Origin of the sequence: Hymenobacter citatus, assembly GCF_014333615.1 — a bacterium.
GTDB lineage: Bacteria > Bacteroidota > Bacteroidia > Cytophagales > Hymenobacteraceae > Hymenobacter > Hymenobacter citatus.
This window is the reverse complement of the sequence record NZ_JACSCY010000017.1, coordinates 93,343-117,233: the sequence shown is the minus strand read 5'-3', so window position 1 is coordinate 117,233 and position 23,891 is coordinate 93,343. Positions and strand designations below refer to the sequence as shown.

Below are 23,891 nucleotides of genomic sequence, written 5' to 3'. Positions count from 1 at the left end.
CTTTATGACCCCAACCGAGTTTCGTCAAGCCGCCTGACCTCTATTTTTCACTGGCCTACCGGACAGGGAAGCCTACAACAACACCCTATCAGCTAGGGTTAATTGCTTTTTTATTTACGCTTTCGCTACCTATCCTTCTGCTTCGTACTTGCTACTCTGACTCGACCGCTCTCGTAATGCCCCAGTTACCACTCGATTTGCTGCCCGTCTTCAATGCTCAGCCTGGCGCTACCTTACTACTGTCACCGGACTGGATGATTGTGGGCGCCAGCGACGACTATCTGGCCGCAACCCTCACGGAGCGGGCCACTATTGTGGGGCAGTACGTCTTCGACGCCTTCCCCGAGAACCCCGAGACGCCCGACGCCAATGCCGTGGTCAATGTTCGCGCATCGTTGGAACAAGTGATGGCGACCAAGCAGCCGCACGAGATGCCCCCGCAGCACTACGACGTGCCCGACCGCACCCAGCCCGGCCGGTTTGTGGAGCGTCATTGGCAGCTGCGGCACACGCCCGTGCTCAATGCGCAGGGCCAGGTGCAGTTCATCATTCAATCTGTGCAGGATATTACGGCTCGCCACCACGCCGAGCGGCAGCTCCAGCAAAGTCAGGCCCGTGAGCAAGCAGCCCGCGCGGCGGCAGCCCAGCAGCGCACCGAGTTCCAGCACTTCCTCGAGCAAGCGCCGGTAGCTGTGGCGGTGTACCAGGGCCCTGCGTTTCACATCGAGATGGCAAACGCGACTACGCTAGCCCTTTGGGGTCGCACTTTAGACCAGGTGTTACACCGGCCCGTGTTTGAGGCGCTGCCGGAAACGGCTACGCCCGAGGTCGTCGCCCTATTCGAAAGCGTGTTTACCACTGGCACCCCCCACACGGTCTATGAGCAAGCTACTACCCTGCACCGCCATGGACGGTCGGAGCAGGTGTACTGGAATGTAGTCTTTGAACCCCAACGCGGGGCCGACGGTCGTGTCAGCGGTATTTTCACCGTCGGCACCGACGTCACCGAACAGGTGCGCGCCCGCCAGCAGCTAGAGCAGCTCAACCAGGAACTGGAAGCCCACGTTCAGGCGCGCACCCACGAGTTAGAGGCGACCCGCGCCACCACTGAGCGCCAGCGCCGACAATGGCACGAACTGTTTATGCGGGCCCCGGCTGCCATCTGCATTTTCGACGGGCCGGAGTGGGTGTATGAGTTTGTAAACCCCGGCTACCAGGCCATGTTTCCCGGCCGCAAGCTACTGGGCAAACGTCTGGTGGATGCCCTGCCCGAGGTGGCCGACCAGCCGCTGATGGCCATTCTGCACCACGTCTACGATACGGGGGAACCCTTCCAGGAAAGCGAAGTCCTGGTGCCGCTGGTCCGCACCGAGGACGGTCCTATTGAGGATATTTACTTTGACCTCACCTACCTGGCCCGGTACGACGAGGCCGGGCAGATTAACGGCTTTGTTACTTATGCTTACGATGTGACCCAGCAAGTGCTGGCCCGCCGGGAGCGGGAAGCGCAGCAGCAGCAGTTGCGGGCGGTGTTTGAGCAGGCCCCAGTCGCCATTTTCGTGCTGCGCGGCGCTGAGTACGTCTACGAAGTAGTGAACCCCAGCATGGGGAAGATGCTCCACTCCGCACCCGAACAGCTCCTGGGCCGACGCTACTTTGACATGTTCCCGGCGCTGGCCGGCCAAGGCTACCGGGACTTGCTCGGGCATGTCTGGCGCACGGGCGAAACGTACGTGGCCCAAGAGCAGGCGGCGAGAATGCCGCATCACCACGCCGGAGAAACCGGCTATTATAATTTCACCTACGTGGCCCTGCGTGATGCCCTGGGAAGTATTACCGGCATCATGTGCGTGGCCATGGACGTCACCCCTCAGGTACGGGCGCGCCAGCAGGTACAGAGCCTGAATGAGGAACTGGCAGCCATCAATGAAAAGTTGCGAGCCAAAAATGAGGAACTCCATCAGAGTAACACTCAGCTTATGCGCACCAACGTGGACCTGGACACGTTTGTGTACACGGCTTCGCACGATTTGAAAGCGCCTATCAACAATATTGAGGGGCTGGTTCAGGTACTGGAGGAAGAAACGACCGCAGGCCACTGGAGCGCTACGGCAGCTCACGTGCTGACGCTGATGCAGGATGCTGTCGGGCGCTTCCGTAGCACGTTGGGTCACCTGACCGAGATAACGCAGTTGCAATCGGATGTTGGCGCAACGGCCCCCGTGGATCTGGCTACGGTTATTGCTGAGGTTGAACTGGACCTGACCCCGTTGCTGGCCGTGGCCCGGGCCAGGGTACAAGTGGAGGTGGCCGCTTGCCCGGCCCTACCTGTGCCAGCCAAAACCGTGCGCTCGGTCATTTACAATCTACTCAGCAACGCGCTGAAGTACCGGGCGCCGGAGCGGCCACCCATCGTCTGCATCCGTTGCCGTGTGGAAGCGCAACACTTTGTGCTGGAAGTAGAAGACAACGGGCTGGGTATCGACTTGGCCCGACAAACAGGGTTATTCGGCATGTTCCGCCGCTATCACACCCACGTCGAGGGCGCGGGAGTGGGGCTGTACATGGTCAAGCGCATGGTTGAACACGCTGGTGGAGACATTGCGGTGCGCAGTCAACTTGGCGTAGGCAGTACGTTTATCGTCCGGTTTGCCCGCTCGCTATAACTGACAGCGGCTAACTCCACAGTCTGGACGCCGTGCAACTAGGCCACTACTCGCGTACTGCGCGCCTGGCAAAGCCATCAGATGTACAAAGGATGTGCTGTAAGCCGGCATAGAGCTCCACAGCTACGCTCGGGGCAAGCGATGCAAGTCCTGAACTACCTGGGGCCGGCTGGCTCATGGTTTCTTTTTATGACAGCAGCTGCCACTGGGTCAGGGTGGTCACGTGGTGTGAATCTCTTCAGTGAAGGTATCAGAAACAGTTAGCGAGGCGAGTGGCGCAGTTTACTTAGCCGCGCAGTTGCTCAAGCAAAACGTTTGCTTCTTTTGTTAAGGCGCACTGTAGCACAAAGGTTGTGAACACAACAGTGAGCTTAAACAAAGAAAGCCTCTCATCCGAGGGACTTTCTTCGTCAATGTGCATCTTACCTTACTCCTGGACCCAAGCGAAAACTGCTTATAGACTCTGCAAAAAGGCTATAAGAGCAGTATTTACTTCTTCCGGTCGTTCCTGCTGTAACCAGTGGCCTGCATTCAGTACCTCAAGAACAGGCCGCAATTGGGGTACTAGACTGGGCATCGTCGCAATAATCTCCCGCATTCCCGGTATACTCAGGCCTACATCCCGCTGCCCTATTAGAAACAAGGCCGGTACCTGCACTGGCAGACCGTGGAAAGGGGCTAGCAGTTCGCGGTTACGATCCAGATTTCGGTAGTAGCTCAACCCTCCGGCAAAGCCACTGGCGGCGAAGGCAGCTGCATAGGTGTCCAAGTCCGCTTCCGTCAGCCAGCTGGGTAGCGTAACTGGCTCTGGCAGGGGGGGCAGTAAACCCTGCTGCCGGGACACCATGCCGAAAGGGGTGGGTGTCCCGTCGCCCGGCTGCCGGGGACCAGCCTCGCCCGAGGCTGCGAACAGGATTTTGCGCAGCGTTTGGGGTACTTGTCGCTCGAACTCGGCTTCGGCCAAGCCAGGCTGCTGGAAGTAGAGCGTGTAATGCAGGGCCTCCTCGGTCTGCGGAAAAAGCCGTGTGGGTGCCACTGGTGGTTGGCCCATCATCGGCACACCCAAGGCCACCACGGCCCGGAAGCGGTCGGGCCGTAACAGGGCCGCGTGCCAAGCCACAGTAGCGCCCCAATCATTACCTACTACGACGGCTTGTTCTACAGACAACGCATCCAGCAAGCCAACCAAGTCTCCGACCAGCTGCAAGAGGGTGTATTGGTCACTGCTCTCTGGGCGAGTAGTGCCACCATACCCGCGCATATCGGGTGCCACAGCGTGAAAGCCTGCAGCCGCTAGGGCCGGCAACTGGTGGCGCCACGCGTAGCTAGTTTCGGGAAAGCCGTGGCAGAGAATTACCAATGGGCCTTCACCCTGCTCCTGCTCTGTGAATTGCATAGTCAAGCCATTGGCTTCGACAATACGGGTGCGAAGTGCGCTCATAAGATGAGGTTATGTCTCATATTTGAGACATGAGTGAATAAATAAAAAGCGTTAAAGCCCAATGCCTTTGCTGAAGGAGAACCAGGCGAACTGCTTCACATGTGCTGCATCCACTGCCCCAAACGAATCGGCATGAATGGTAGCCGAGACGATACCACTCATGAGCATCTTGACCCATTCAGCCGTGATGTGGGGACTAATGATACCTTTTGCCTGCAATTGTTCCACGATGCGGCGGTAGCGTCCGTGTAGCACATCGTAGTCGGCTTCACCCGCATGGGGAATGCCTCGATGTTGCGGCCGCGTGTGCAGCTTATGAAAAAACGAGTACTTCGCCCCGCAGTCGACGACGGCATAGAGCATGTTTTCCAGCTGTGTAAGTGGATCCGTGGAACTGTCCAAGGCCTGGGTTAAGGCCAGGCGGCAAGTGCGCTGCATCTCTAACTCACAACAGGCAAGCAGCTCCTCGCGGCCCGTAAAATAGCGGTGCAACGTGCGCCGCGTCACGCCGGCTTGCGCAGCGACTTGTTCCAACGAGGCGGAGTAGTCCTCGTTGAACACGTCGATAGCGGCATCGATAATGGCTTGTTGGGTAGGCGGCATCGGTGAGGCAAAGGTAGTAAAATGTCTCTAATTTGAGACATCCGGTTTGCTCTTTTTCAGAACACATGAAGTATATACTATTCCATGGCTTGCGAGAAAGGGACTTAGATAACAATAGCGCAAGAGCATCGCAATCTGACGATTCGCTTGAAGGGTGTTTTACCACTCGCTCCCAGAGAAGAGAACATGTGACGGATAACAATTACCACGCATAGGGTAGGCTTTCTTCGTTCAAGAGGGATTAAACGCTATTTGTTAGCATACTAAGGAGAGAGGCGCCACTGCATTTGATGGTGGCGCCTCTTTCCGATTCCGTTTGCTTAAACCAGGCAGCTGCTTGTTCCAGTATGAGGGGCTGACGGGTTTGCTGGTTAGCGTACCGCAATGGCCTCCATCTCTACTTTTAGTCCCTCATACGCCAAAAAGTTGATTTCCACCATCGTGGCTGCGGCTTGGATGGCATGCTGGGTTACCCAATTGGTAAATACATCAAAGCAGCCCTCCGGGCCAAATAATGCGGCCGTATCCGTGGTGTATAGGCGGATGTGTACGATGTCGCGCAGGTGGTACCCGGCTGTCGTTACGACCTGCTCCACGTTGCGGAGTACTTGCTGCAACTGGGCTCGCATATCGCCCGTGCTGGGGATGCCGTTGGCATCAATAGCTGCTTGGCCCGCGCAGTAGAGCGTGGCAGACGGTTGTCGTACTTCGACGGCCTGATTATAGGCACTTGTTGCTTGCCACTGCCAGGGATTACTAATTCTTTTTTCCATTGTTGAGTGCGTGTGGATACGGGGACAAAGGTCTCACCCGGTTTCACGCATCACCTGTGATCTACCGCACTATTTTGGGGGACGTTGCTCGGCCAGCCGGCTTAAGGTTTCGCGCGAAACGCCCAAGTAGGCAGCCAACTGTGTTTTCGAAACCCGCTGTGGCAATGTAGGATACTGGTGTAGCAGTCGCTCATATCGCTCTTTGGCTGGCAAGGTGAGCAGCGAGAGAATACGCTGCTGCGCCGCCAAGCCACCCCGGGCGAACTTGACCATGAAGAAGTAGGTAATTGCAGGGAGACGGGCGCAGAGCTGCTGGTAGCCGGCCAGCGGCAAACACCACACCGTTGTCGGCTCCACGCACTGCAGAGAGAGCGTGGCCGGGGCCTGAGCCAGATAGGCGGCAAAGTCTCCTTCCCACCAGTCTTCCAGGGCAAATGAAACAATGTGCGCTCGGCCCGCCGAGTCGGTGTGCACGAGTTTGAGTAGCCCCTGCACCACGAAGTAGATATAGGGCACACGTTCTCCTTCCCGGAGTAGAAACTGGTGCTTACGAAAGCGACGGCAGCTGAAGTAGGAAAGCACCAAGGCGAACTCTTCGTTCGTGAGCGAGACTACTTGCTCTAGGTGTTCTCGTAACGGGTGTGGCATAGCGCTTTTCCTACGCAGCCGTTGTGGGTATGGGTTGTGTGGTGCAAGGAGCCGGCTCATTAACTGCACTGATGCTGCCTTCTTGCAACGAAAGAAGCGCCTCATGTAAAGGACTTTCGTGTATGCCAGCTATACGGTCCGCCAGGTGAGGCGTCGCACGAGGAGCGAGACCGTGGGCCGGCTGACGCCAAACCGAGTGGCCAGTTGCTGGTAGCTGTGCCCCTGCGCAGCCAGGGCGCGAATTTCGCGCACAAGCGCCGGTGTGAGTTTGCTGTTAGCGTTGCGGGCGCCACAGCGGTGAAACCGCTCCAGCACTGCTTGGTCCTCCTGTTCGCGCTGATCGACCCACTGCAGATTCTCTGCATGTAGATTCAGATGATTGCCGTCCTTGGGAATCACATGCCGAAAGCGCTCCTGCGCCGGGGGCGGCAGAAAGTGGTGGGCTACCAGTCGGTTCAGTCCCACTTGTTTCATCCCGGCCGCATGGTAGAGACTGACAGAGGGGTAGCGCTGGGCGCCGGAAGCCTGCAGAAGCCGTTGCCGGTCCGTGTGCCGGTAGCCTAAGCTGACCACTTTGCCATGTGAGGAGAGCAGGTACTGGTCGGCAAAGTCTTGGATGGGAAGCCAGCGCTCATCCGTCACGACGACGTGTAGGGCCTTCACGGGGACCAGTGCGCCATTGTCCAGCTCGGCCAACGGGTGGCGGAGTTCGACGATGACGGCTTGAATGGTAGCTGAGTGTGGGGGCAGACTGGTATAGGTAATGGTGCGGCCGGCAACTGGCCGCGTGCCGTTTTGGGCAAGAAACATGCAAGTAGGAGGCTTATAGTAGAGCAAGAGCAGCAGAATAAGGAAGGCTTCGCTACCAGAGATGCCACAAGAATGGGACCCTTCTTGCGCGGGCACCTGGCACAATGCCGTCGTCGCTGGCGCGCCTACGTAGGATTTCGCAGCGTAAGTAGAAGAGCAGTAGAACGCTCTGTTTCCCTTCTACGGAGAACGGCTCTGCTGCCTATTTTCTGCAAGAGTAGGCCAGACGACATGCGCATGAGCGTGTATGTTCGCAGGTACTTGCATAAGCGTAAAAGGGCAAAACATGATAGCCCTACCTACCTGTCTACCTAAGCGTCCGCTTCCTTGTAGTCCATGAAGTCGGCCGTATAGAAGTAGTTGGGTTTTAGGTAGACGATGTTCTGTTGCAGGTCCAGCAGCACCTTGAATCGCTTCAAGACCTCGTTGCCCAGCAGGTGCATATTTTTGCCTGGTAGCGGCTTGTTGGTCGTCAGCAGCTGCACGAGAACCTGCTTGAGCTGGTAAGGGCCGAGTTGTAAGGTGGCGAGTTGCGCGGTGAGGACCGACATTTCATTTCCCTGCGCTCCCTTCCTGAGGGCCTTGCTGAGAACGGGCATCTTTGCGGTGGGAAAGCCGCTTGCTGCAACAGGGTATCCGTCCAGCAGCGCCATGCGCTAATAGCCTGTATCGAATCCGTATTAACCACGCCGCTTTGCTTGATGGAGCTTGGAATGAGCAGCAGGTCTTTGTCTTTGGCAAACGTCAGGGCGAGCTTCGTGTAGCGCTTGCCCCGGGCTACCCTCGGCAGCAGCTGCGCGTGCACGGTCAGCATCAGCAGTCCCTTATCATAGTCCAGCTCCACGACTTTGTGCCGGAATAGCCTCCACCCAAACTAGCCATCTGCTTGCTCGGCCGTGAGCTTGGCATCGTATACCCTGGTGTGATAGGCTGTGCGGTCCAGTTGCAGGCCGTAGGGAATACTATACAGGCAGAGTGGGCGTCGTTTTTAGCTTGCCACTAAGCACGTTGCTGACCCGCGCAATCTTCGAGCGAGCGGTGCCGGCCGCTGCCTTCGCTTGGCGCGGCCCACTGCTTTGGGATTAGGCCAGGGCCTTGTCGCGGGCCAGCTGCTGGTACTTGGCCACAGCCGCGTCTTTCCCGGACTCTAGTTCGGCCAGCAGGGCTGGATCGACGATGGTGGCGGCGTGCTTGGCGCCCCATCGCACCAGCTCAACAATAATGGGGACGACATCTACCCCTTTTTCTGTTAGGCGGTAGGTGAACTTGGATTTCTTATCGGCGGCCACGGTCTTGGTGACGATGCCCTGCGCCTCAAGCAGCGCCAGGCGGTCGGCCAGCACGTTGGTGGCCATTTTTTCGGCCGATTGCAGAAACTGCCCATACGAGGACTTGCCTGAAAATACCATATCCCTGAGAATCAGCAGGGTCCATTTATCTCCCAACACGTCGAGCGAGGTGCTGACCGGGCAGGTAGAACGCTGTTTAAGCTCCTTCATGAGAAAAATATTTTTACTTGCTTTTTGCAAGCTTATTAGCTTATATTTGCACTTGCAAATTGCAAGTAAATATAGGTGTTTTTTGGTTGCCTTGCTACTGGTCACCCGGCCGGTTCGGCGTCAAAACATCCTCTGGAGCCTTCACGGCCTCTGCACCATTTCTTGCGACTTGCGCTTTCCACGGGCTGTTTCTTCTGCTCATTATATCCTTTTCTTGCCGACCACGCAGTCGTGGTTTTCAACTTTTTTTCCCATGATCTTAATAACAGGAGCCACTGGTGGTTTAGGCCACGAAACCATTGACGTGCTGCTCACCACCACTCCGGCCTCGGAAATTGCCGCCCTAGTGCGCGACACCAGCAAAGCCACCGACCTAGTGGCGCGCGGCGTGGACGTGCGCCAAGGCGACTACTTCGACCGCGACTCGTTGGTGCAGGCTTTTCAGGGCATCGAGAAAGTGCTGCTGGTGTCCGCCGTGGCCTTCACCGACCGCACCATCCAGCACCGCAACGTGATTGATGCGGCCAAGCAGGTCGGCGTCAAGCATCTGTTCTACACCAGCATCCAGCGCAGCTCCAACTTCGTGATGCCCCAGGTGACGGAAAGCGACCTGGCCACGGAAGCCTACCTAAAGGCCTCGGGCCTGACCTACACCATCATCCGAAACGGCTACTACTTCGACAGCTTGCTGCTTCTGATTGGGCGCGAGGTGCCCGAGACAGAAATTCGCTTCACCGCCGGCGACGGCAAAGTAGCCTTTATCAAGCGCACCGACCTAGCCGCCGCCACGGCTGCCCTGCTCACCAGCGAAGGCCACGACAACCAAGAATACACGCTGAGCGGGAGCGAGGCTTACTCTTTCCACGACGTAGCCCGCGAGTTCTCCCGGCTCACGGGCCGGTCCATTGCCTACCACAACCTTGAACAGGAGCCTTACGTGGCCGAGAAAGTAGCGGCTGGCCTCCCCGCCCCCGTGGCCACCTTTTTCGCCCAGTGGGGCCTAGCAACCAAGCACGGTATGCTGGCCGACACGCACGACACGGTGGAGCGGCTGCTGGGGCGCAAGCCCACCTCACTGCCCGAGTACTTGAAGCTGCAGTACTTCTCCGAGACCTCACCGCGTGCAGCGGCGGCTTCTGCCTAGGGGCATAAGTCCCCAGCCCTGGTAGGACCTTCTCTAGGAGAAGGTCCTACCAGGGCGAACTGGTTCTCCCCGACCATTTTCGGCGCCTGCCAGATGCAGTGTTTTTCTTCTGCTCCCCCAAACTTCCCCTACCCTGTCTTCTCTAACCATCGACTTTATCGGCCTGGGCTACGTTGGGGCCCTTTATGTGCCCCTGAGTCGGCCGCCTTGTGGTCGCCGCCACCAACCCTATCCTGGCCGATGGCAGCTACGTGGCCCTGGACGAGCGAGGTGGTGGCGGCCCCAGGTGCCGGGCGCGCGGGTGGTGAAGGGGAGCACGACCAAAGAGGTACTGCTATACCTTTGCAGCGCACTTTAGGTACAGCGAATGAGGTGCTGAATTCGCTTGGAAAGCTTCTACAACAGTCACCATACCTCTCTGGCTCTACCACCGCACAGCATGAGCTAGGTAAAGCTGCTGATTGGCTCGTTTACCCGCTATACCAAGCTTTTAACCAAAGCTACCCTACCGGCTCACCTGTAATAGCGCTGCGCAAACTGCACGAAGGTTTTATAGGGCAAGTTATTTTCGGTGCCCTTGCGCTGCACAAAGTCGAAGTGGCGCACCAGGTTCAGGTCGTGCACGGGCACTTCTACCAGCTCGCCGGCCGCTAGCTCCTTTGTCACGGCCTGGCGGGGTAGGAAAGCCAGGCACGTATCTACGCGCACAAAGTTTTTGAGCGCTTCGGTGCCGCCCAGGCGCACCTTCACTGGTAGGTCGGTGAGCTTGATACCCTTTTCGGCCAAGGCCTCTTCCAGCACCGCCAAGGTGCCCGAGCCTACCTCCCGCAGGGCCACGGGCACCCGCAGTAGGTCCTTCGCTAGCAACTCTTTCTGCCGAAACGGATTACGCGCCGAGCATACCGCCACCACCTCGTCGGTGAGCAGGGGCGTATAGGTCACGTTGCTTACTTTGTGGATGCCTTCGATAATGCCCAGGTCGATTTCGTGGTCGAGCAGGGCCTTGAGGATGTTCTCGCTGTTGCGGTTTTTGAGCGTGAGCTGGGTGTTTGGGAATTTGCTGAGGTAGGCCGAGAGTACCGGCGGAATCACGTAGAGCGAAATGGTGGTGCTGGCCCCAATCACCATGTGTACTTGCGGTGAAAACGCCTCGCTGAGCGCCGCCATATCGCGGTGCAGCTCGTGCTGGAGCTGCCGGGCCAGCAGCAACTTCTGGTACAACAGCTCGCCGGCGGGCGTCAGCTTCACGGTATTGCCGAGGCGCTCAAACAGGCCCGTTTTGTAATGCTCTTCCAGGGCCTTCACCTGCTTGCTCACCGCCGACTGCGTCACGAACAGCGTTTGGCTAGCCTTGGTGAAGCTCAGCTGCCGGGCCACTTCCAGGAAAACTTCGTGCGGGTAGGAAAGCATCTTTGAGGAAGTGTTGCGTTGTGCGTGTTGCATGTTGAGGTAGGCTCTGGCGCGGCAGGTTTTCTTACCTATCACTGCCTATTACGTTGGTTTCTAGTGTTTTCCTACCCTTTTACCACTACCCCCACAACTCAACATTACGCATTACACACGAGTTATAAGGCTCGCTGCCGTACCTTTGCGGCATCGTTATGACGATTTACCTTCTCGCGCCCATTCCTACTCCACCCTGAGCAGCCTTGGCTCAGTTCCCTGGCCCCTACCTTCTGTAGCGGCCTTTTCGCGCGTTTCTACGTTTTCTGATTTTCTAATAGACAGCCGCTCACGGCTGTTCTAACCGACTGCGCACGCTGGTCGGAGCACTCCCTTTTTGCATGATTCTGCTTGATAAGTTAACCAAGGGCTACAGCCCAAAGGACGAAGTATTGGCTGGCCTCACCACGGCCCTAGCCCTGGTACCCGAAGTAGTGGCCTTTGCCCTGCTGGCCCACGTTAGCCCGCTGGTGGGCATCGGTTCGGCGTTTATTATTTGTTTGATTACCAGCATCCTGGGTGGCCGACCAGGCATGATTTCGGGTGCGGCCGGCTCCGTGGCCGTGGTCATTGTGAGTTTGGTAGAGCAGCACGGCGTAGAGTACCTGTTTGCCGCTGTGGCGCTCATGGGCCTGATTCAGATAGGGGTAGGGCTGCTGCGCCTGGGAAAGTTTATCCGGCTGGTGCCGCAGTCGGTGGTGTTTGGTTTCGTGAATGGCCTGGCTATCATCATTTTCATGGCGCAGTTGGAACAGTTTAAGACCGAAGACGCCAGCGGTGCCACGCACTGGCTCACGGGCGCTTCGCTGTGGTTGATGATGGGCTTGGTGTTGCTCACCATGGCCATTGTGTATTTCCTACCCAAGCTCACCAAGGCCATGCCGTCGTCGCTGGTGGCTATTCTGGTGGTTTCGGCGCTGGTCATTTTCGGCAACCTGCCCACCAAGTCGGTGGGCGATATTGCGTCCATCAGCGGCGGCCTACCCCTCCCCCACCTGCCAGCCATTCCCTTCACCTGGGATACGCTGGCGCTGGTGTTTCCCTACTCCCTCATTATGGCGCTGGTGGGCCTGACGGAGAGCTTGCTGACTCTGACGGTAGTAGACGAGCTGACCGACACCCGCGGCCGCGGCAACAAAGACTGCGTGGCGCAAGGCCTCGCGAACGTGGCCTCGGGCCTGACGGGCGGCATGGGCGGCTGCGCCATGATTGGCCAAACCATGGTGAACATTGAGTCGCGGGGGCGGCACCGGCTGTCGGGCATTGTGGCGGCGGGGGCGCTGGCGCTGTTCGTGCTGGTGGGCTCGTCGCTGATTGAGCGGCTGCCGTTGGCGGCGCTGGTCGGCGTGATGTTTATGGTGGTCATTGGCACCTTTGAGTGGGCCAGCCTGCGCATCATTGGCCGTATGCCGCTCACCGATGTAGTGGTGATGGCGCTGGTGACGCTCATTACGGCCATATCGCAGAATCTGGCGCTGGCCGTGCTCATGGGCGTGGTGATTTCGGCGCTGGCCTTTGCCTGGGAAAACGCCCTGCGCATCCGTGCCCGCAAGCACCTCGACGAGCAGGGCCGCAAGCACTACGAGATTTTCGGGCCGCTGTTCTTCGGCTCCGTGGTGGCCTTCAACGAGAAGTTTGATCCGGCCGGCGACCCGCAGGAAGTTATCATCGACTTCCGCGAAAGCCGCGTGACCGATCTATCGGCCATCGAAGCCCTCAACAAGCTTACGGAACGCTACGCCAAGCTGGGCAAAACCCTGCACCTACGCCACCTCAGCCCCGACTGCCGCCGCCTACTCACCAACGCCCAGGCACTGATTGATGTGAATTACTGGGAAGACCCCACGTATAAAGTGGTGGCCGATACGGCAGAATAAACGTTATGCTTTCATAATTAGCCCGTCCTGCTGAGTGGAGTCGAAGCAGGACCGTCTTTCGTACCCTACCCTGTTCCTGCTCACTATGCCTTGGCTTCTCTTATTTATTGCGGGTTTATGTGAAGTCGGTTTTGCGGCCTGCCTGGGCAAGATGAAAGAAACCACCGGCACTACGGCTACTATGTGGCTGTTGGGGTTCTTCGCCTTTCTCACGCTCAGCATGACGCTACTCTACCGCGCCACCCAAACCCTACCCATCGGCACAGCATACGCCGTCTGGACGGGCATTGGGGCCGTAGGCACAGTGCTGGTGGGCATCGTGGTGTTCCGGGAGCCGGCCGACTTTTGGCGGGTCTTTTTTCTGACCACGCTCATTGCCTCCATCATCGGGTTGAAGTTCGTGTCAAATGGGTAATTAGTTTAGCTGCTAGCTGATGGCTGTTAGTTGTTAGCTTTTCATTACCCATATTTGAAGCCATTGGCTGATAGCTAACAGCTAACAGCTACTCGCTAACAGCTCAAAAAAATGCCCCTACCCTACCATCGTCTCGTCGTCAAGATTGGCTCCAACGTACTGACCCAGGCCGATGGCACGCCCGATCTGGCCCGCATTGCCCACCTGGTAGAGCAGATTGCTGCCCTCAAACAGCCGGGGCGGGAGGTGATTGTGGTGTCGTCGGGGGCGGTGGCAGCGGGGCGCAGTCTGGTGCAAGTACCCGAAAAGGCCGATGCCGTGAGCAGCCGCCAGCTGCTGGCTGCCGTGGGGCAGGTGAAACTGCTGACCACCTACGCCGAGCTGCTGGCCCGCCACCAGCTCACGTGCGCGCAGGTGCTGGTGACCAAAGAAGATTTCCGCGACCGGCAACACTACCGCAACATGCAGAACTGCTTCCGGGCGCTGCTCCAAAACAACATCATTCCGATTGTGAATGAGAATGATGTGATATCCGTGACGGAGCTGATGTTCACCGACAACGACGAGCTGGCGGGCCTGCTCGCCGCCATGCTCGACGCCGATGCCCTGCTAATTCTCAGCAATGTGGACGGTATCTACAGTGGCGACCCGAAAGACCCGGCCTCACAGGTTATCCGCGAAATTGGCTCCGACACACCCGATTTTTCGGCGTTTGTGACCACCCAACGCTCACAGTTCGGGCGCGGCGGCATGATTACCAAGTGCCACATGGCCCACAAAGTAGCCCAGTTGGGCATTGCGGTGCACATTGCCAATGGCACCACCGAAAACGTGCTGCCCCGCGTGCTGAGCGAAGAGGTCGTGAACACACGCTTCTTACCCAGCCGCACGGCCTCGGGGCGCAAAAAATGGCTGGCCCACGCCGAGCCGGCCGCCAAGGGCACGGTGCGCCTCAACGCGGGCGCCTGCGCGGCCCTCACGGCGCCTGGCAAGGCTACCAGCCTGCTACCGGTGGGCGTGGTGGCCGTGGAAGGAGAGTTTGAGAAAGGCGACATCATCCGGCTGCTGGCCGAAGACGGCCGCGCCGTGGGCCTGGGCATGGCCGAATACGACGCCACTACCGCCCGCGAGCGGCTGGGCCAGCAGCAGCAGAAGCCGCTGGTGCACTACGATTATCTGTTTTTGAACGCTGAGTAATTAGCTGTTAGCTGCTGGCTGTTAGCTGATAGCTTTCGTTTGTGATTAGAGCTAACAGCTAACAGCCAGCAGCTAACAGCTGACAGAAACCACGCCTATGAACCTGACACATACCTTCGAAGCGACGCAGCAAGCCAGCCGAACCCTCGCACAGATTTCCGCTGATACCATCAACGCAGTACTTCAAAGCGTTGCCGAGGCGGCCTTGCAGCAAACCGAGTTTATTCTGGCTGAAAACGCCAAGGACCTGGCCCGCATGGCTTCCGACGACCCCAAGTACGACCGGCTCCAGCTCTCGGCAGCGCGCATCCAAGCCATTGCCGACGACCTGCGTAATGTGGCCTCCCTACCTTCGCCGCTGGGCAACGTGCTTACCGAAACCGGCCTCGCCAACGGCCTGCACCTGCGCAAAGTGCGCGTGCCGCTGGGCGTGGTGGGCATCATCTACGAAGCGCGGCCCAACGTGACATTCGACGTGGTGGCGCTGTGCCTGAAAACCGGCAATGCCTGCGTGCTGAAAGGCGGCTCTGATGCCGATTTTTCCAACCGCGCCATTATCTCCGTGATTCACGAGGTGCTGCGCCAGCACGGCCTCGACCCCGCCGTGGCTACCCTGCTCCCCGCCGACCGCGAAGCCACCGCCGCCCTGCTGCAAGCCGTGGGCTATGTGGATGTGCTGATTCCGCGCGGCAGCCAGCAACTCATTGATTTCGTGCGCGACAATGCCCGCGTGCCCGTCATCGAAACCGGCGCGGGCATCGTGCACACCTACTTCGACGAAACCGCCGACCTCGCCAAGGGCCGGGCCATTATCAACAATGCCAAAACGCGCCGTGTGAGCGTGTGCAACGCGCTGGACTGCCTGCTCCTGCACGAAAGCCGCCTGATCGACCTGCCTACCCTGTTGGCTCCACTGGCCACTGCCGGTGTGCTGCTGCACGCCGATGAGCGCGCCTACCCTGCCCTGCGCGGTGTGTATCCCGCCGAGCTGCTGCAACCTGCCCGCCCCGAGGATTTCGGCACCGAGTTTTTGTCGTTGCAGCTGGCGGTGAAGACGGTAGGGAGCCTCGACGAGGCGCTGGACCACATTGCCCGCCACGGCTCCAAGCACAGCGAGGCTATTGTGTCGGAAGATGCGGCGCATATCGAGCGGTTCCTGAACGCCGTGGACGCCGCCGCTGTGTACGCCAACGCCTCCACCGCCTTCACGGACGGCGCGCAGTTTGGGCTGGGCGCCGAAATCGGCATCAGCACGCAGAAGCTGCACGCCCGCGGCCCGATGGGCCTGGAAGAGCTAACCAGCTACAAGTGGCAGGTGCGCGGCGACGGGCAAGTACGAGCGTAACTGCACGCGTCGTCCGCCGGTCCGACGCCGTAGGCGTCCGACCGGTCGTCGTTGCCCGAGCCTCGTGCTGACGCCTGCCTCTCCTACCCCTATTAGCGCGAACAGCACCAGGCGGCAACCGGTCGGACGCCTACGGCGTCGGACCGGCAGACGACCGCAAGGAGCTACAAATCTTTAACGCACCGAAAGCCCACGTGCATAAGGGCGGTTTCGGAGGTGCTGCCCGCCCTACCCGACACGCGGTAGCCGTGGCACCAGCCCGGCTCGCATAGGAAAGAGCCGCCCCGCTGGGCACGCTCGGTGGTAGGCGAGTTGGCCACGGCCACCGAGTCCATGATGTTGGCGTAGGTAAGCTTGTAGTTGGCGCACCATTCCCACACGTTGCCCGCCATATCGGTCAGGCCCAGCGGCGACGTGCCGAACGAGCCTACCGGCGCGGCGTAGTGGAAACCGTCGGTCTGGCGGTCGAAGTCGGGGAAGGTGCCGTTCCAGGTGTTGGCCGTGAACCTGCCATGCACTTGCAGGCTGTCGCCGGCGGGGTAGAGTGTGCGGGTGTTGCGGCCGTTGCGAGCGGCGTGCTCCCACTCTATTTCGTCGGGTAGGCGCTTGCCGGCCCATTTGGCATAGGCCTGCGCATCGTTCCACGACACTTGCGTGACGGGCTGGTTGGGCGCGGCAGGGCCGGCCTCGGGGCCGTAGGGAAACTGCCAGTTGGCCCCATCTTTCAGGCCCCATTGCTTGGTGGTTTCGTCTAGCACGCCGCCGTTGCCGAAGTGCTCGGCCTCGGTTTTGTAGCCGGTGGCCTGCACAAACTTCCGAAACTGGCCTACCGTCACTTCGTGCTGATCTATTAAGAAAGGCTTCACGAGCACCCAAAACATGGGTTTTTCCTGCGCTGAACCATCGGCGGCACCAATCTGGGTGTAGCCGCCGGGCACGTATACCATGCCGGCCGGTATGGTGGCGGGCGGGGCGGTGGTTGGAGCCATTTTCTGCGCCGGCTCGTGGGCAAATACGGTGATGGTAGAAGAATACTGCCGCTGCGCAAGTGGCCCGGACTCACAGGCGCTCAGTGCCACTACCCAGCTACCGATACTTACACTCTTCAGCAGAAAACGACGCCTCAGCATACCGAAAAAGGAGATTGGGCAGTGAAGTACAGCAAAAATAAATTTCGACAGACGCTTTTTGTAGAAGCAACACAATTGCGGCTTGCTTAGACTTTGATTTGGAATCTGTGTAGGAAGTCTAGCAATTCAAATTTGACTATCATGCTTCTACAGGCGGACGCTAGATGGAGCATGACGGTCTGATAACTTCCTACACAGATTCTTGTGCAAATCTTTATAGTCATCATCCTCAATATACTAAAATGATTTAGCTTGGACACAGCTTCGTCTGAAATACTGGAGCTAACGACATTGGCCGCAGCAGGCTTGCGTATCATTTATCTATCAACCGTATGTTTCCTGTATCAACTAAAAACACCGGGCGCTACGCCTACCACGCCGTGAGTACGGCGCTGGCGTTGGTGGTACTGCTGGGCTCTATGGCCTTCACACGGCCTCCTACCCAAACCGCCAAGCGACCCAACATTATCCTCATCATGGCCGACGACCTGGGCTACTCGGACCTGGGCTGCTACGGTGGTGAGATTAAGACACCTAACCTCGACAAGCTTGCCAAGGATGGGCTGCGGTTCAACGCCTGCTACAACACAGGGCGGTGCTGCCCTACCCGCGCCTCCATGCTCACGGGCCTGTATCCGCACCAGGCAGGCATTGGTAAAATGACCTTTGCCGAGGGCAAGTCCGGCTACCAGGGCACGCTGGACAAGCATACCGTGACCATTGCCGAGGCCCTGCGCGCGGCAGGCTACCAAACGGGCATGGTAGGCAAGTGGCACATTTCGGAGACGGTGGAACGCAAAGACAAGGACGAGCAGCTGAAGTGGCTGGCCCACCAGGCCGATTACAGCCCCTTTTCGGACCCCACTACCTACCCCACGGCCCGCGGCTTCGAGAAGTTCTATGGCACCATTTGGGGCGTGGTCGACTACTTCGATCCGTTTAGCCTGGTGTATGGTGATAAGCCGGTGAAAACGGTGCCGAAGGATTTCTACTACACCAATGCCATTGGCGATACGGCCGTGTCGTTTGTGCGGCAGTTTGGCAAGCAGGCCGATAAGCCCTTCTTCATGTACGTGGCCTACACGGCTCCGCACTGGCCTATTCAGGCCTTGCCCGAGGACATCAAGAAATACGAAAACACCTACAAAAACGGCTGGCAGGCCCTGCGCCAAAGCCGTTATAAGCGCATCATCGACCTAAAGCTGTTTGACGCGGCCACCACGCCGCTGCCGGAGTTTATGTTTCCGAAGAAGGATTGGGCCACCAACCCTACCAAGGACTGGGACGCGCACGCCATGGCTGTGCACGCCGCCATGGTCGACCGCATGGACCAGAATATCGGCCACCTCATTGCAGAACTGAGACGCACCAAGCAGCTCGATAACACTGTCATCCTGTTTTTGTCCGACAACGGTGCCAGCCCGGAGGACCCCACCGAGTATGGTCCCGGCTTCGACCGGGCCGGCAGCACCCGCGCGGGGCAACCGGTAGCGTTTCCGAAGAACAAAGAGGTGCTGCCCAATGGCCAGCTGGTGCACGCCGGCATTGGCACGGTGTGGGCGCACAGCATCAATACACCGTTTCGCTACTACAAGGCCAAGCAGCACGAGGGCGGCATTGCTACCCCCCTGATTGTGCATTGGCCCCAGGGCGTGCAGCAGCCCGGCCGCCTGGTGCGCGAGCCTCTGCACGTGATAGATATGATGAGCACGTTCCTGGATGTGGCCAAGGCCTCCTACCCCAGCACCTTTGCGGGGCGCACCATCACGCCTACCCCTGGCAAAAGCTTTGTGCCGCTGCTTACCTCGGCCAAGGCGCCCGCTCAGCGCCTGCACCCGGAGCTGTTCTGGGAGCATTTCGGTGCGGCCGCTTTCCGGCAGCAGGACTGGAAGATTGTGCGCCTGGGCGCCAACGACCCCTGGGAGCTATACGACCTCAAAACCAACCGCTCCGAAACTAAGAACCTGGCCACCCAATACCCCGACCGCGTAGCCGCCATGAGCCAGCGCTGGCAGCAATTGGCAGAACAGTACCAGGTATTTCCGAAACCTACGGCCCAGCAGTAACCCTGGCGGTCGGCGGGGTAGAGACACAAAATGTTGTGTCTCGTCGTTGCTGATGTTGAAGCTGTTTGCTTGGCTGACAGGAACGTAAGTCGTTCAACGACGAGACACAAAATATTGCGCCGGACTACCCCACACAGCACTGTGCGCTCTTTCTCCCACCTACGCTCTTTCCACTATGATTCCCCGCTTCCGCTTCGCCTTTCCGCTGGCACTCCTGCTGCCGCTGGGTAGTCCGGCGCAAACACCTGCTGCCACCGAAAACGCCGCTTTCCACCCCAGCGCTTTCCAGACGCTACCGCTGGGCGCGGTGCGGCCCGCGGGTTGGCTCCAGCGCCAACTGCGCATTCAGGCCGATGGGCTGACAGGCCATTTGGATGAGTTTTGGGCCGACGTGGGGCCGAACAGCGCCTGGCTGGGCGGCTCGGGCGAGGGCTGGGAGCGGGGCCCCTACTACCTCGACGGCCTGCTACCCCTGGCCTACCTCCTCGACGACCCTACCCTGAAAGCCAAGGCCCAAAAGTGGATTGACTGGACCCTGCAAAGCCAGCGCCCCGATGGAGCCATTGGCCCGGTGAAAAACAACGACTGGTGGCCCAACATGTTGGTGCTCAAAAGCCTGATGCAGTACCAGGAAGCCACCGGAGACCAACGCGTGGTGCCGTTTATGGAGCGGTATTTCGCCTATCAGAGCAGGCAGCTGGCAGCCAATCCGCTGCACGAGTGGGCGAAATATCGTTGGGCCGAGGAACTGCTGCCCATTCGGTGGGTGTACGAAAAGACCAAAAATCCGCAGCTCCTGACGTTGGCTCAGCAGCTGGCTGGCCAAGGGTACAACTGGCAGCAGATGTACGCGCAGTTTCCCTTCACGGAGCCAACGTCGACGGAAAGCCTGGGCTTATCGAAAGGCTTGACCGACAAATCGTTGCAGGCTCATGGCGTAAACAACGCTATGGCCTTGAAGATGCCCGTACTCTGGGGTATGACGGGCGGCACCGCCGCCGACCGCCAGAGCATCTACCAGCAAATCAAGGTGCTGGACCAGTACCACGGCCTGCCCAACGGCCTATACAGCGGCGACGAACACTTCTCGGGCCGCAGCCCGTCGCAGGGCATCGAGCTGTGCGCGGTGGTAGAGGCGCAGTACTCGTACGAGCAGCTGCTGGCCCTGCTCGGCGACCCGCAGTTTGGCGACCGGCTGGAGAAAATCACCTTCAACGCCCTACCCGCCACCTTCGACCCCACCATGTGGGCGCACCAGTACGACCAGCAGCCCAACCAGGTGCTGGTGAACAAGGCCAAGCGGCAATGGTCCACCAACGGCGACGACTCCAACGTGTACGGTTTGGAACCGTGGTTTGGGTGCTGCACGGCCAACATGCACCAGGGCTGGCCCAAGTTTGCGGCCAACCTCTGGATGGCCTCGCCCGACGGCGGCCTGGTGGCCGCGGCCTACGCGCCCAGCGAGCTAACCACCAGGGTAGGCAAAACGGACGTCACCATCCGCGAGGAAACCGACTACCCCTTCCGCGAAACTATTCGGTTTCTAGTGTCAAAATCCAGCAAGAAAGCAACTTTCCCGCTACGCCTGCGCATTCCGGCCTGGGCTGATAAGGCGATGGTGACCGTGAATGGTAAAGCCGTGGCCGACGCCCCCAAGGCTGGCACCTTTTACCAACTGAAGCGCCGCTGGCAGCAGGGCGACGTGGTGGAGCTGCGCCTACCCATGGATGTGCGCGTGCAGCCGGGTTACAACCAGTCGGTATCGGTGGAGCGTGGGCCGCTGGTGTACGGGCTGAAGCTGGGTGAGCAGTGGGACAAGCTGCGCGACCGGCCCAACCAGGCTGATGATTACACGGTGCGGGCCACCACGCCCTGGAACTACGGCTTGCTCCTACCCCCGGCTATCCCCGCCACCGCGTTCCAGGTGCAGGAGCGCCCGACTACCGGCGTGGTGTTTTCGCCCGATGGCGCCCCCATGGAGCTGCGCGTGCAGGGCGTGCGCCTACCCCAGTGGCAGATGGAGCAGAACTCGGCTGGTCCGCCGCCGGCCAGTCCGGTGGCTAAGCCCGCTGGTGCTACCCCCGAAACGCTCACGCTCATTCCGTACGGTGCCACCAATCTGCGGATTACGTCGTTTCCGGTGGTGCGCCCGTAATCTTAGCCTATGGAATTCACGGTAGTAGCCCGCCGAACACCATTTGGTAGTACAGGGAGTGCCTTATGCCTACTACAGCCTAACTGGTCTACCCCCGGCTACCGTCATCAACGCTATAATCAACCCACTCCAGAGCGAAGACCGAGAGTACGCCAACAGGCTGAAAGCAGCCAGTATCTGGGGCACAGCAAAGGTGCCGTGAGGGTGTTACGCGCGAGTGATTCGGCATGGCTGCGGTAGCGCCCAGAACCCACAAAGCACAGATTTTAGCGGCAGCAGAGCTCAAGAAAAGCCTACAGTCCCCTCTTTCTTTTCACAAGTAAAACGGCCTGGTTTCCACAGGTTGCCGTGCGGTTTTACTTGTGAAAGGCGCTACGCTTGCTCAATGCGGGCAAGCGTAAGAGGGAGAACTACGTGGTGACAATAAGCACGTAGGCCATTACATTTGTTGTAGCAAAGCTATTTAAGAGGCTTTCAACCACAATACAAAAGGACCGTCAAGCGGACGCTACATCAAGCATGATGGCCTGACGACTTCCGAAACAGATGTAACGAAACAGGAAGGGCCAGGAGCAATCTGCCACCGCGGATTACCTCCTGGCCCTTTCTGTTAAGGCTACATCCGTGTTCCTTCTTTTTCTGTTCTCATGTCCTGCTGGCGGCGCGCCCAGCAGTGTTTTCTGGCTATTTCATGACCACTCAGCGGTATTTCTTTCTCATCCTCATTCTGGGTGCCCTCACGGCTTTGGGGCCCTTCTCCATTGATATGTATCTACCGGGTTTTCCGGCCATTGCGCAAGACCTGCACACCAGTGTGCCGCAGGTAGCGCTTTCACTGTCGAGCTTTTTTATCGGCATCTCGGCGGGCCAACTGCTCTACGGCCCCCTGCTGGACCGGTTCGGACGCAAAAAACCGCTGTACTTTGGGCTGGCACTCTACGTAGTGGCCTCGCTGAGCTGCCTAGCGGTTCATCGTATCGAAACGCTCATTGCCTTGCGCTTTGTGCAGGCCATTGGTAGCTGCGCGGCAGCCGTAGCGTCGGTAGCCATGGTGCGGGACTTGTTTCCCGTTAAGGAAAACGCCAAGGTCTTTGCCCTGCTGATGCTGGTACTGAGCGTTTCGCCGCTGTTAGCACCTACCCTTGGGGGCTACGTGACGGCGGCCTACGGCTGGCAGGCCGTCTTTCTGGCGCTGGGCGCACTGGGGGGCCTGCTGCTGCTGGCTTCTTTCCTGTGGCTACCCAATGGCTACACCCCCGACACCACCCTCTCGCTGCGGCCACGGCCCATCCTGACCAACTTCTGGACCGTACTGCGCGAACCTCAGTTCGCCACGTACGCACTGACCGGAGCCGTGTCGTTTAGTGGCTTATTTGCCTACGTGTCGGGCTCGCCGCTGGTATTTATGGGCCTGTATCACGTTGAGGGCAAGGTATACGGGTGGATTTTCGCCTTTCTCTCCGTTGGACTTATTGGAGCCAGCCAAATCAACAGCCTGCTATTGCGCCGCTACCAGAGCGAGCAAATTGTGTTGGTTGCTCTGATCTGTCAGCTGCTGACCACGGTGGTCTTGCTCGGCCTGACCAGCGCGGGGGTACTGGGCCTGGGCGGCATGGTCGCCTTACTATTCGTCTTTTTGGGTTGCCTGGGTTTCACCAGCCCCAACACGTCGGCGCTGTCCTTGGCTCCGTTCACCCGCCACGCGGGCAGTGCCGCCGCCCTCATGGGGGCCCTACAGATGGGCGCGGGCGCCCTCGCGTCGTTGGGCGTGAGCCTGTTCGACGCACGCTCTGCAGTGCCGATGGTGGCTCTCATGGCCGGTGCTTCTCTGCTGGCGCTGCTGCTATTGTTGGTGGGTAGGCAGCGGGTAACGCACCTTGTGGCGGCTACCCCTGGCGTGGGCGGGGCTATGCACTAGCCGTATAGGTTTCATCGTGGGACAGGAGTTCGGGCAGCTTACTACCTAGGTGTTACATAGCATTTGACAACCCAACCGCTTGTGCTACTCCTACCCCAACAACTCCCGAAGCAACTGATGCACCTGCGGCCACAGCCCCAACCCCGATTCGGAGTTCAAATGCCCGAGCGCACCCACGTTCACACACCGACTACCCCAGGCATCGGCAAACTGCTGGGCTCTGGCCAGACTGACGTATCGGTCATCGGTACTGGCTACTACGGTGCTGGGAAACGGCAAGCGTGCCAGCGGCATAGGCGCAAAGCCTATCACTTCGGGTGGAAAGTCGGGCCGGTCGACATCAGCCGGCGCTACGAGCAACGCGCCTTGTAGTTGGTGACGGGTAGTGGCTGCCCAATGCGCTACCGTAGCACAGGCTAAGCTATGCGCCACCAGCACCACCTGGGAGCCAGCGGCAGCCACAGCGGCGTCAAGGGTTTGTACCCACTCGGAGCAAACAGGATGGTCCCAATCGGGCTGCTGCACGCGCCGGTAGCCGTACTGCTGCTCCCACAGGGTTTGCCAGTGCGTGGGGCCGGAGCCGCCTAGTCCGGGTACGGTGAGAAGGGTAGTAGCCATGAGGAAGTGGTTGTCTGGCGAAGGTAGGCGCTTGCTGTGTACGTTACGCCAGCGTGGAGCAAGGTAGCTGACGCGAGTTTAGCATAGCATGCCCAGCCTGACAGCCGCTAATGAATTAGCGTTTCTGCTGCTGCAGTAGCTTC

General features: G+C 59.1%; 19 protein-coding genes. 9 read left to right on the top strand and 10 right to left on the bottom strand.

Features of this window, described 5'->3' with window-relative positions; translation table 11 throughout:
* Positions 1–176 precede the first annotated feature (176 nt).
* Positions 177–2,666, top strand: coding sequence for a PAS domain-containing sensor histidine kinase (locus H8B15_RS17815; RefSeq protein ID WP_187321000.1), 2,490 nt, complete (start codon positions 177–179; stop codon positions 2,664–2,666).
* 454 nt (positions 2,667–3,120) lie between these two features.
* Here the strand turns inward: H8B15_RS17815 and H8B15_RS17810 are convergent, their stop codons facing one another.
* The 7 genes from H8B15_RS17810 to H8B15_RS17780 all read right to left on the bottom strand — a co-directional run bounded on the left by H8B15_RS17810 (position 3,121) and on the right by H8B15_RS17780 (position 8,440).
* Positions 3,121–4,107, bottom strand: a complete 987-nt coding sequence (locus tag H8B15_RS17810) for an alpha/beta fold hydrolase (RefSeq protein WP_187320999.1) — start codon at positions 4,105–4,107, stop codon at positions 3,121–3,123.
* 51 nt (positions 4,108–4,158) lie between these two features.
* Positions 4,159–4,710 carry a TetR/AcrR family transcriptional regulator gene (locus H8B15_RS17805; RefSeq protein WP_187320998.1) on the bottom strand — a complete coding sequence of 184 codons (552 nt, stop codon included), beginning with the start codon at positions 4,708–4,710 and terminating at the stop codon, positions 4,159–4,161.
* Positions 4,711–5,081: 371 nt separating this feature from the next.
* A complete protein-coding gene (locus tag H8B15_RS17800) occupies positions 5,082–5,483 on the bottom strand; it encodes a RidA family protein (protein WP_187320997.1) in 402 nt (133 codons plus the stop codon).
* Positions 5,484–5,552: 69 nt separating this feature from the next.
* Positions 5,553–6,131 (bottom strand): Crp/Fnr family transcriptional regulator, encoded by a 579-nt coding sequence (locus H8B15_RS17795; RefSeq protein WP_187320996.1) that lies wholly within the window; start codon positions 6,129–6,131, stop codon positions 5,553–5,555.
* A gap of 129 nt (positions 6,132–6,260) precedes the next feature.
* Positions 6,261–6,941: a helix-turn-helix domain-containing protein gene (locus H8B15_RS17790; protein ID WP_187320995.1), complete on the bottom strand. Its 681-nt coding sequence runs from the start codon at positions 6,939–6,941 to the stop codon at positions 6,261–6,263.
* A 311-nt stretch (positions 6,942–7,252) separates the two neighbouring features.
* Positions 7,253–7,594 (bottom strand): hypothetical protein, encoded by a 342-nt coding sequence (locus H8B15_RS17785; RefSeq protein ID WP_187320994.1) that lies wholly within the window; start codon positions 7,592–7,594, stop codon positions 7,253–7,255.
* Between the two features lie 429 nt (positions 7,595–8,023).
* On the bottom strand, positions 8,024–8,440 hold the full coding sequence (locus tag H8B15_RS17780; protein WP_187320993.1) for a winged helix-turn-helix transcriptional regulator: 417 nt from the start codon (positions 8,438–8,440) through the stop codon (positions 8,024–8,026).
* Between the two features lie 253 nt (positions 8,441–8,693).
* Between H8B15_RS17780 and H8B15_RS17775 the strand changes: the two genes are divergently transcribed.
* A complete protein-coding gene (locus H8B15_RS17775) occupies positions 8,694–9,584 on the top strand; it encodes an SDR family oxidoreductase (protein ID WP_187320992.1) in 891 nt (296 codons plus the stop codon).
* 513 nt (positions 9,585–10,097) lie between these two features.
* Here the strand turns inward: H8B15_RS17775 and H8B15_RS17770 are convergent.
* Positions 10,098–11,027 carry a LysR family transcriptional regulator gene (locus H8B15_RS17770; protein WP_281383958.1) on the bottom strand — a complete coding sequence of 310 codons (930 nt, stop codon included), beginning with the start codon at positions 11,025–11,027 and terminating at the stop codon, positions 10,098–10,100.
* A 341-nt stretch (positions 11,028–11,368) separates the two neighbouring features.
* On the opposite strand from H8B15_RS17770, the gene H8B15_RS17765 reads away from it, so the two are divergent.
* The 4 genes from H8B15_RS17765 to H8B15_RS17750 all read left to right on the top strand — a co-directional run bounded on the left by H8B15_RS17765 (position 11,369) and on the right by H8B15_RS17750 (position 15,861).
* Positions 11,369–12,904, top strand: a complete 1,536-nt coding sequence (locus H8B15_RS17765) for a SulP family inorganic anion transporter (protein ID WP_187320991.1) — start codon at positions 11,369–11,371, stop codon at positions 12,902–12,904.
* An 85-nt stretch (positions 12,905–12,989) separates the two neighbouring features.
* Positions 12,990–13,319 (top strand): DMT family transporter, encoded by a 330-nt coding sequence (locus H8B15_RS17760; RefSeq protein ID WP_187320990.1) that lies wholly within the window; start codon positions 12,990–12,992, stop codon positions 13,317–13,319.
* Positions 13,320–13,430: 111 nt separating this feature from the next.
* On the top strand, positions 13,431–14,516 hold the full coding sequence (gene proB / locus H8B15_RS17755; RefSeq protein ID WP_187320989.1) for a glutamate 5-kinase: 1,086 nt from the start codon (positions 13,431–13,433) through the stop codon (positions 14,514–14,516).
* Positions 14,517–14,613: 97 nt separating this feature from the next.
* Entirely contained in the window at positions 14,614–15,861 is a 1,248-nt protein-coding gene (locus tag H8B15_RS17750) for a glutamate-5-semialdehyde dehydrogenase (RefSeq protein ID WP_187320988.1), read from the top strand.
* 164 nt (positions 15,862–16,025) lie between these two features.
* Here H8B15_RS17750 and H8B15_RS17745 read toward each other — a convergent pair whose 3' ends face one another.
* Entirely contained in the window at positions 16,026–16,991 is a 966-nt protein-coding gene (locus tag H8B15_RS17745; RefSeq protein WP_187320987.1) for a formylglycine-generating enzyme family protein, read from the bottom strand.
* Between the two features lie 332 nt (positions 16,992–17,323).
* Here H8B15_RS17745 and H8B15_RS17740 point away from each other — a divergent pair, with 332 nt between their 5' ends.
* The 3 genes from H8B15_RS17740 (at position 17,324) to H8B15_RS17730 (ending at position 23,130) form a co-directional block, all read left to right on the top strand.
* Positions 17,324–19,057, top strand: coding sequence for an arylsulfatase (locus tag H8B15_RS17740; RefSeq protein WP_187320986.1), 1,734 nt, complete (start codon positions 17,324–17,326; stop codon positions 19,055–19,057).
* 175 nt (positions 19,058–19,232) lie between these two features.
* Entirely contained in the window at positions 19,233–21,212 is a 1,980-nt protein-coding gene (locus tag H8B15_RS17735; RefSeq protein ID WP_187320985.1) for a beta-L-arabinofuranosidase domain-containing protein, read from the top strand.
* 691 nt (positions 21,213–21,903) lie between these two features.
* Positions 21,904–23,130 (top strand): multidrug effflux MFS transporter, encoded by a 1,227-nt coding sequence (locus tag H8B15_RS17730; protein ID WP_187320984.1) that lies wholly within the window; start codon positions 21,904–21,906, stop codon positions 23,128–23,130.
* 90 nt (positions 23,131–23,220) lie between these two features.
* Here the strand turns inward: H8B15_RS17730 and H8B15_RS17725 are convergent, their stop codons facing one another.
* A complete protein-coding gene (locus H8B15_RS17725) occupies positions 23,221–23,748 on the bottom strand; it encodes an RBBP9/YdeN family alpha/beta hydrolase (protein ID WP_187320983.1) in 528 nt (175 codons plus the stop codon).
* Between the last annotated feature and the right edge of the window lie 143 nt (positions 23,749–23,891).